Origin of the sequence: Bacteroides fluxus YIT 12057 (genome assembly GCF_000195635.1) — a bacterium.
GTDB classification, from domain to species: Bacteria; Bacteroidota; Bacteroidia; order Bacteroidales; family Bacteroidaceae; genus Bacteroides; species Bacteroides fluxus.
The window spans coordinates 1-8,693 of sequence record NZ_GL882632.1; the positions used below are offsets into that span (position 1 = coordinate 1).

Annotated in this window: 5 protein-coding genes, 1 tRNA gene and 1 pseudogene; 6 read left to right on the top strand and 1 reads right to left on the bottom strand. The window is 47.4% G+C overall.

Going from position 1 to position 8,693, the window contains the following annotated elements; translation table 11 throughout:
• Positions 1-171 precede the first annotated feature (171 nt).
• Positions 172-1,443: a tRNA lysidine(34) synthetase TilS gene (gene tilS / locus HMPREF9446_RS08765; protein WP_009125233.1), complete on the top strand. Its 1,272-nt coding sequence runs from the start codon at positions 172-174 to the stop codon at positions 1,441-1,443.
• Here tilS and HMPREF9446_RS08770 read toward each other — a convergent pair.
• Positions 1,433-2,266 carry a 4Fe-4S binding protein gene (locus tag HMPREF9446_RS08770; RefSeq protein WP_009125234.1) on the bottom strand — a complete coding sequence of 278 codons (834 nt, stop codon included), beginning with the start codon at positions 2,264-2,266 and terminating at the stop codon, positions 1,433-1,435. The two genes, tilS and HMPREF9446_RS08770, sit on opposite strands and share 11 nt — an antisense overlap.
• A 281-nt stretch (positions 2,267-2,547) precedes the next feature.
• Between HMPREF9446_RS08770 and rho the strand changes: the two genes are divergently transcribed.
• The 5 genes and pseudogenes from rho (at position 2,548) to HMPREF9446_RS08800 (ending at position 8,573) form a co-directional block, all read left to right on the top strand.
• Positions 2,548-4,581 carry a transcription termination factor Rho gene (gene rho, locus HMPREF9446_RS08775; RefSeq protein WP_009125235.1) on the top strand — a complete coding sequence of 678 codons (2,034 nt, stop codon included), beginning with the start codon at positions 2,548-2,550 and terminating at the stop codon, positions 4,579-4,581.
• Positions 4,582-4,913: 332 nt separating this feature from the next.
• Positions 4,914-6,236, top strand: a complete 1,323-nt coding sequence (gene ffh / locus HMPREF9446_RS08785) for a signal recognition particle protein (RefSeq protein WP_009125237.1) — start codon at positions 4,914-4,916, stop codon at positions 6,234-6,236.
• Between the two features lie 140 nt (positions 6,237-6,376).
• Positions 6,377-7,258 carry a bifunctional methylenetetrahydrofolate dehydrogenase/methenyltetrahydrofolate cyclohydrolase FolD gene (gene folD / locus HMPREF9446_RS08790; protein ID WP_009125238.1) on the top strand — a complete coding sequence of 294 codons (882 nt, stop codon included), beginning with the start codon at positions 6,377-6,379 and terminating at the stop codon, positions 7,256-7,258.
• Between the two features lie 8 nt (positions 7,259-7,266).
• Positions 7,267-8,410, top strand: a pseudogene (locus HMPREF9446_RS08795) (CapA family protein).
• A gap of 89 nt (positions 8,411-8,499) precedes the next feature.
• Positions 8,500-8,573 (top strand) — tRNA-His (locus tag HMPREF9446_RS08800).
• The last annotated feature ends 120 nt before the right edge of the window (positions 8,574-8,693 follow it).

Below are 8,693 nucleotides of genomic sequence, written 5' to 3' on the forward strand. Positions count from 1 at the left end.
GTCGGACGATAATTCAACAGATGTCGGACGATAATAAAATACCTGTCGGACGATTAGTTTTCAGTAACCGTAATCTTAGTTCATAGAGAACGGAACAAGAAGAAAAGGCATCCCGAGAGAAAAAGTACCTGTTCTTTTTATTTTGCCTTCGGTTTGTATTATCTTTGCAATATGGACACACAGAAAATAGTACAATTCATCAACCGCAACAGACTCTTCTCTCCGGAAGAGAAGATTCTCGTAGCATTAAGCGGCGGGGCCGACTCCGTAGCATTACTGCACCTGCTCCTCAGCGCGGGTTATACCTGCGAGGCCGCCCATTGCAATTTTCATCTCCGGGACGCAGAGTCCGACAGGGATGAAGCATTTGTCCGCAACTTATGCAATGCGCGGCACGTACCTTTGCACACCGTTCATTTTGACACGAAACGGGAAGCCGAAGAACGGCACATCTCCATTGAAATGGCGGCAAGGGAATTGCGGTATGCCTGGTTTGAAGAAATACGCAAAAAATGCGGCGCCGGCGTCATCGCCGTCGCACACCACCAGGACGACAGTGTGGAAACCTTTCTGCTCAACCTCATCCGGGGAACCGGCATCAACGGCTTGCGGGGAATACGTCCCAAGAACGGAAAAGTAGTGCGTCCGCTATTATGTATTGGCCGCAAGGAAATCATAAGCTATCTTGAAAGCATCGGGCAAGCCTACGTCACGGACAGCACTAATCTTCAAGACGAATATACCCGGAACAAAATAAGGCTGAACCTGCTGCCCATGATGCAGGAAATAAATCCCGCAGTAAAAGAAAGTATTCTTAAAACGGCCGGACACCTGGACGATGCCGCCATTATATATAATAAAGGTATAGAAGAAGCCAAGCAACGGGTAATGACAGACAAGGGGATACAAATCAGCGCCCTGCTGCAAGAACCGTCTCCGGAAACCCTGCTGTTTGAAATTCTGCATCCACTTGGATTCAATGCCTCCCAAACCAAGGATATATTCCAAGCAGCGGATGGACAACCGGGGAAGATTTTCGCCAATGCCGGCTGGCGTGTCGTCAAAGACCGGGAGTTCCTGCTGATAGAACCGGTATGCGAAACCCGACGCCCCATCTTGGAAATAAGGGAATACACCTACACTCCGGACTTTATCATTCCCCGGAACAAGGACACGGCCTGCCTTGACGCAGACAAACTGCATCTCCCCCTCTCCCTGCGTCTGTGGCAGCAAGGGGACAGCTTTGTCCCTTTCGGCATGAAAGGACGAAAAAAAGTAAGCGACTACCTGACCGACCGCAAATTCTCCGTTTTCCAAAAAGAGCGGCAATGGGTGTTATGCGCCGGTGAAGAAATTGTCTGGCTGATAGGAGAAAGAACGGACAACAGGTTCAAGATAGACGAAAAGACAAAAAGAGTACTGATTGTAAGCACTAGACAATAATCCTGTCCTCCTTCTGCCTTTGAAAGCAATCGGCAAGCAATGCCGCAAACGGCGTGTCGTAAGAACGTGCTTTCTGCGGACACCCCTTCACACAGGCACAGCACTTGATACACTTTTCCGCTATCGTATTACACTCGTCACCCTTCAGTATAGCCCCTGCCGGACAATGCTTCACACAATATCCGCAATGCGTGCAAAGTTCCGCATCCGTCTCCGGGGTACGCGGTAAGGGCACACCACTTTTCCTCAGCTTGACAACCTTACGCAGAAAGCGGAACAAGGGGAAAAAAGGCTGGCGCGGACGCTGGATGCGGGTCACATCAACACCATACAAATTCTCCATATCCGCAGCCGCAGCAATCTTCGCGCGTATCTTCTCCCCGAAAAGCTCCGCATACTTCAAATCGTCCGCATCCGGACGCCCGGCTGCCACCGGATTTTTTTCATTACTGTAAGAATGTTCTCCGATAAAAGTTCCTCCGGCAATGACCTTGAAACCCAGTCCGGAAGCAAAAGTGTCCAAATCCGCCAAAGCCTTTTCATAAGCACGGTTGCCATAAACCACCACCACTACTGCCGGAGAACCGTTCGCGCGGACATTCCTCATGCGTTCCAAAGCCAACGGAGCCACATGCCCGCCATAAACCGGAACCGCAATAACCGTCAACGTGTTCCGTGGAACCTCAAACCTTTCAACCGTATGCAATGTCAAATCCGTTATAGCCACTTTTGAGCAGCCCGTACCGCGAACAATCGCTTCGCCTATTTGTTTAGAAGTATGGGTAGGCGAGAAAAAAATCAGATGCGCTTCGTTAATATCCATAAACTGTGTCTTAATATTGAAACAAAGATAAAGTTTTAAATTTAAAAAAAGGCGAATTATTTATGAAACCAAAAATATTTATTACCTTTGTGCCGTTGAAACATTCTGCGACTCCTTACTGAGGTAAAGGTTGTTAATCAGATTTCCGGTTCAACAACAAAGATCCCTATTTAAATCATAAATTACAAGGTAAACTTGCCAAAGTTGCTTCCAATGATAACCGCAACGATGCATTTGGCCTTTTCAAAAGAAAAATTTTAAACCATTCACACATATACTGTATGTATAACATCATTCAATTGAACGACAAAAGTTTGTCGGAATTGCAAACTATTGCCCAAGAACTGGGCATCAAAAAAACAGACTCACTCAAAAAAGAAGAACTTGTTTACAAGATACTTGATGAACAGGCTATCGCCGGTGCTACCAAGAAAGTAGCCGCCGACAAACTAAAAGAAGAGCGCAAAGGGGAAAAGCAAAAGCGCTCTCGTGTCACTGTCAAAAAGGAAAGTGCAGACAAAGTTTTCACAGCAAACAAAAACGGTGACCTTACAAAGTCAAAGACAGAGGAAGCGCCCTCAACCCCCAAACAGCCCAAAGCTGCCGAGCCGGCCAAAGAACCGGTGACAGCTGCTGCCGCAGCAACTTCCGCATCATCGCCCGAATCGGCACCTGCCACACCTGCCGCTACCCCGAAACGTAAACCGGGACGTCCCCGCAAGGTAAAAGAGGAAGAAGTCGCTGCCCCAACGGCCGAAGCAGCCAAAAAACCGGAAATAACCGAACCGGAACTGAACTTTGAACCGAAAGCTCCCGCCAAAGAAACCAAAGCTGAAAAGAAAGCCGTAGTGGAAGAAAATCCCATCCTGACGGAAGCGGAAGACGATTTCATCCCCATCGAGGATCTTCCTACAGAAAAGATAGAATTGCCTTCCGAACTTATCGGCAAATTCGAGGCTACCAAAGCCGAGACTCCTGCTCCGGCGGAACTGCCGCAACAGGCTCAACCACAGCCACAGCGCCCACGACCCCGTCCCCGCGACAATAACGCCCCGTACAACAACAATAACAACCGCAACAACAACTATCCTCAACGTCCCATACAGCAGCAACGCCCTGCACAGCAGCCATACAACAGTGGCGACAACTATCCTGCCGAGCGCAAACCTGTAGAACGTGAGAAAGCCTACGAATTTGATGATATCCTTACCGGAACCGGTGTATTGGAAATTATGCAGGACGGTTACGGCTTCCTCCGTTCCTCCGACTACAACTATCTTTCTTCACCGGATGACATCTACGTCTCACAGTCTCAAATCAAATTATTCGGTTTGAAAACCGGTGATGTAGTAGAAGGCGTAATTCGTCCGCCCAAAGAAGGCGAAAAATATTTCCCGCTGGTAAAAGTATCCAAGATCAACGGACGTGATCCGGCTTTCGTACGCGACCGTGTACCGTTCGAGCATCTGACTCCCCTCTTCCCTGATGAAAAGTTCAAGCTTTGCAAAGGAGGATATTCCGATTCGCTTTCCGCCCGCGTGGTCGATCTTTTCGCGCCTATCGGTAAAGGCCAACGTGCCCTGATCGTGGCACAGCCCAAGACCGGTAAGACCATCTTGATGAAAGATATCGCCAATGCCATTGCAGCCAACCATCCCGAGGTTTATATGATCATGCTGCTCATTGATGAACGTCCGGAGGAAGTTACCGATATGGCACGCACCGTCAATGCGGAGGTCATCGCCTCTACTTTTGACGAACCTGCAGAACGCCACGTGAAAATTGCCGGTATCGTTCTGGAAAAAGCCAAACGAATGGTAGAGTGCGGACATGATGTCGTCATCTTCCTGGATTCCATCACCCGTTTGGCACGTGCCTACAACACCGTGTCTCCGGCATCGGGCAAGGTACTCTCCGGCGGTGTGGACGCCAATGCACTTCATAAGCCCAAACGCTTTTTCGGTGCAGCCCGCAACATTGAAGGAGGGGGCTCGCTGACCATCCTGGCCACTGCGCTGATTGACACCGGTTCCAAAATGGATGAAGTGATCTTCGAAGAATTCAAGGGTACAGGTAACATGGAGTTGCAGCTTGACCGCAACCTGTCCAACAAGCGCATCTTCCCCGCCGTCAACATCGTCGCTTCCAGCACTCGCCGGGACGACTTGTTGCAGGACAAGCAGACTTTGGACCGCATGTGGATCCTCCGCAAATATCTGTCCGACATGAACCCGATAGAAGCCATGGATTTCGTGAAGGACCGTCTGGAAAAGACCAAGGACAACGACGAATTCCTTTTGAGCATGAACGGCTGACAAGTTCCGTCGCTACATATATAGTACAAAAGCCTCCATTCACATTTATGAACGTGAATGGAGGCTTTTTCTATATTTTCTTTTTTCTACATTTTCCGACAGACAATCACCTTGAAACATTTGCTGCAGCCACACTCCCGGTTACCCCAATCATGAAGGTCCTTACGCAAGAGATATTATCAACAGAAAGTAATCTTCTGAATTCTTTTTATTTGCCCTGCAACAGGCATTCAATAATATTCTGCTTCCAAATGGAGGCAGTTACAGGGATTTTTTGTACTTTTGCGCCTCAATAAGAGTAATTTGTAATTTAGTAATTGTAAATAGATACTATGTTCGATAATTTAAGCGAGAGACTTGAAAGGTCGTTTAAAATTCTGAAAGGTGAAGGTAGAATCACCGAAATCAACGTTGCAGAAACTTTGAAAGATGTGCGTAAAGCACTTCTGGACGCTGACGTCAACTACAAGGTTGCCAAGAATTTCACTGATACCGTTAAGACAAAAGCATTGGGACAGAATGTACTGACTGCAGTGAAACCCAGCCAGTTGATGGTAAAAATCGTGCATGACGAACTGACCCAACTCATGGGTGGAGAGACAGCCGAAATCAATATCGACTCCAAACCCGCCGTTATCTTGATGTCCGGTTTACAGGGTTCCGGTAAAACCACCTTCTCCGGAAAGCTGGCCCGTATGCTGAAAAGCAAGAAAAACCGTAAACCTTTATTGGTAGCTTGTGACGTATATCGTCCTGCCGCAATCGAACAGTTACGCGTATTGGCAGAACAGATAGAAGTGCCGATGTACTCCGAACCCGACAGTAAAGATCCCGTACGTATTGCCCAGAATGCCATTCTGGAAGCCAAGGCCAAAGGCTATGACCTCGTGATCGTCGATACAGCCGGACGTCTGGCAGTGGACGAAGAGATGATGAACGAGATTGCAGCCATCAAGAAAGCCATCAATCCGAATGAAATCCTGTTCGTTGTGGATTCAATGACCGGCCAGGATGCCGTAAACACCGCTAAAGAATTTAATGAGCGCCTTGACTTCAATGGTGTGGTACTGACGAAACTGGACGGTGATACCCGTGGCGGTGCCGCCCTTTCTATCCGTTCGGTAGTCAACAAGCCTATCAAGTTTGTAGGTACAGGCGAGAAACTGGATGCCATCGACCAATTCCATCCCTCCCGTATGGCCGACCGTATTCTCGGCATGGGTGATATCGTATCATTGGTAGAGCGCGCCCAGGAACAATATGATGAAGAAGAGGCTAAACGCCTGCAAAAGAAGATAGCCAAGAACCAGTTCGACTTCAATGACTTTTTGAGCCAGATTGCACAAATCAAGAAGATGGGTAATCTGAAAGAGCTTGCATCCATGATACCGGGTGTGGGTAAAGCCATCAAGGATATCGATATTGACGACAATGCCTTCAAGAGCATCGAAGCCATCATCTACTCCATGACTCCGGAAGAACGCAGCAATCCTGCCATCCTGAACGGTTCCCGCCGTCAACGCATCGCCAAAGGTAGCGGTACGAACATCCAGGAAGTAAACCGGCTGTTGAAACAGTTTGACCAAACCCGCAAGATGATGAAAATGGTTACCGGCAGCAAAATGGGCAAAATGATGCCTAAACTGAAGAAGTAACAGAAACTATAAACAAGCAATCCCGCTGACTTCATTCCCAATGAAATTAGCGGGATTGTTGTTTTATTCGCTTATTTGCTCTACATTTGTGAATGTAACCACTAAGATATAAGATAATTACTCAAACAATACTATTGAATATGACATTAATTGATGGAAAAGCAATCTCAGAACAAGTAAAGCAGGAGATTGCAGCAGAAGTAGCCGGAATAGTGGCCCGTGGAGGCAAACGTCCCCACTTGGCAGCTATCCTTGTAGGACATGACGGAGGCAGTGAAACTTACGTAGCCGCCAAAGTCAAAGCTTGCGAAGTTTGTGGATTCAAATCCTCCCTTATCCGCTATGAAACAGAGGTAACGGAAGAAGAACTCCTCGCTAAAGTACGTGAACTGAATGAAGACACAGACGTGGACGGCTTCATTGTCCAGCTTCCTTTGCCCAAGCATATTTCCGAACAGAAAGTAATTGAAACGATAGACTACCGCAAGGATGTGGACGGCTTTCATCCCATCAATGTAGGACGCATGTCTATCGGGCTTCCCTGCTATGTATCCGCCACCCCCAACGGTATTCTTGAACTGCTGAAACGCTATCAGATAGAAACCTCCGGTAAAAAATGTGTTGTACTGGGGCGTAGCAATATCGTCGGCAAGCCTATGGCTGCACTGATGATGCAGAAAGCCTATCCGGGTGACGCGACTGTAACCGTTTGCCACAGCCGCAGCAAAGACCTGGTCAAAGAATGCCAGGAAGCAGATATCATTATCGCCGCACTGGGCCAACCCAACTTCGTCAAAGCAGAAATGGTAAAAGAAGGTGCTGTCGTTATTGATGTAGGCACTACCCGCGTACCGGATGCAACCAAAAAGTCCGGCTTTAAACTGACCGGTGATGTAAAATTCGATGAAGTCGCCCCGAAATGCTCATTCATCACTCCCGTACCCGGTGGTGTAGGGCCAATGACTATTGTCTCTTTAATGAAGAATACACTATTGGCAGGTAAAAAAGCAATCTACCAATAACAAGGGCAATGAAAGCGCTCATAGCCTTTATCACCTTGATCATATAGCGTAACCCTTTCTGCCCAGGAAAGGATTACGCTATTGTTTGCAGGCGATCTCATGCAGCACCAGGCACAGATAGACGCCGCACGCACCTCTGAAGGTAAATACGATTATCAATCCTGTTTCTCACTTGTCAAAGACCAAATCTCCCGTGCCGACCTCGCCATCGGCAATCTAGAAGTGACCTTAGCGGGAAAGCCCTACAACGGTTACCCTACTTTCAGTGCTCCCGACGAGTATCTTCAAGCTATCAAAGATGCCGGTTTCGACCTCTTGATGACGGCCAACAATCATTGCCTGGACCGCGGGAAAAAAGGGCTGGAACGTACCATATTCATGTTAGACTCCCTACAGATGGCCCATGCGGGCACTTACAGAAACGCCTCAGAACGTAAACAGCAATATCCCGTAGTCATCTGTAAGAAAGGATTCCGTATCGCACTACTCAACTATACATACGGCACCAATGGAATTAAAGTCACCACACCCAACATCGTCAACTACATTGATAAAGAGATTATCCTGCAAGATATCCGTAATGCCCAAGTCCATCGGCCGGACGCCGTCATTGCCATTATGCACTGGGGAGAGGAGTATCAGTCACTTCCCGATTCCAACCAGCGTGAACTTGCCGACTGGCTTCTGCAGCAAGGAGTAACTCATGTCATCGGAGCACACCCGCATGTTATCCAACCAATGGAGCTACGCATGAATGGCAATCAGCAACATGTCATTGCATACTCTTTAGGAAACTTCATCTCCAATATGCAATCTCCCAACACAGACGGCGGACTCATTTTCACTTTACAACTGGAAAAATACCCGTTACCCAAACCTATCCCTCCTAGATATTCAGACAAGAGTCATTCTCCATCCCTTGTCCCAACCACCATTCTTTTCCCCTATTGCCGTGTGTCAAGTTGCGGATATACCCTTATATGGACTGCCCGCCCCGACCTCACCGGAGAAAAAAATTACATTCTTTATCCTGTTGGCCACCCAACAGACAGTTTATCTCAAAATGCCCGTAACCATCTGAAAATCTTTACCGAAAACTCCCGAAAGCTCCTTCAACAGCACAACATAGATATACACGAAAATAAAAAATAGCACAGAAAACGCATTTTTTTTGCCAAATTCTTTGCAATATTAAAGATTATCCATATCTTTGCACCGCATTTAAGAAATGCACTAACATGGTGACTGTAGTTCAGTTGGTTAGAGCGTCAGATTGTGGTTCTGAATGTCGTGGGTTCGAGTCCCATCAGTCACCCAAAGAAATCCCTAATAATCAGTAGATTATTAGGGATTTCTTGTTATAGATGCCTTTCAAGGAGCTTCCAAAAGAGGATCGGATCAGGATCAACGTAAAAACCTGAGGGATTTTGTATTT

Excerpts from the sequence above, each read along its gene's own strand:
- tilS (WP_009125233.1), top strand. The coding sequence starts at position 172 with ATGGACACACAGAAAATAGTACAATTCATCAACCGCAACAGACTCTTC.
- HMPREF9446_RS08770 (WP_009125234.1), bottom strand. The coding sequence starts at position 2,266 with ATGGATATTAACGAAGCGCATCTGATTTTTTTCTCGCCTACCCATACT.
- rho (WP_009125235.1), top strand. The coding sequence starts at position 2,548 with ATGTATAACATCATTCAATTGAACGACAAAAGTTTGTCGGAATTGCAA.
- ffh (WP_009125237.1), top strand. The coding sequence starts at position 4,914 with ATGTTCGATAATTTAAGCGAGAGACTTGAAAGGTCGTTTAAAATTCTG.
- folD (WP_009125238.1), top strand. The coding sequence starts at position 6,377 with ATGACATTAATTGATGGAAAAGCAATCTCAGAACAAGTAAAGCAGGAG.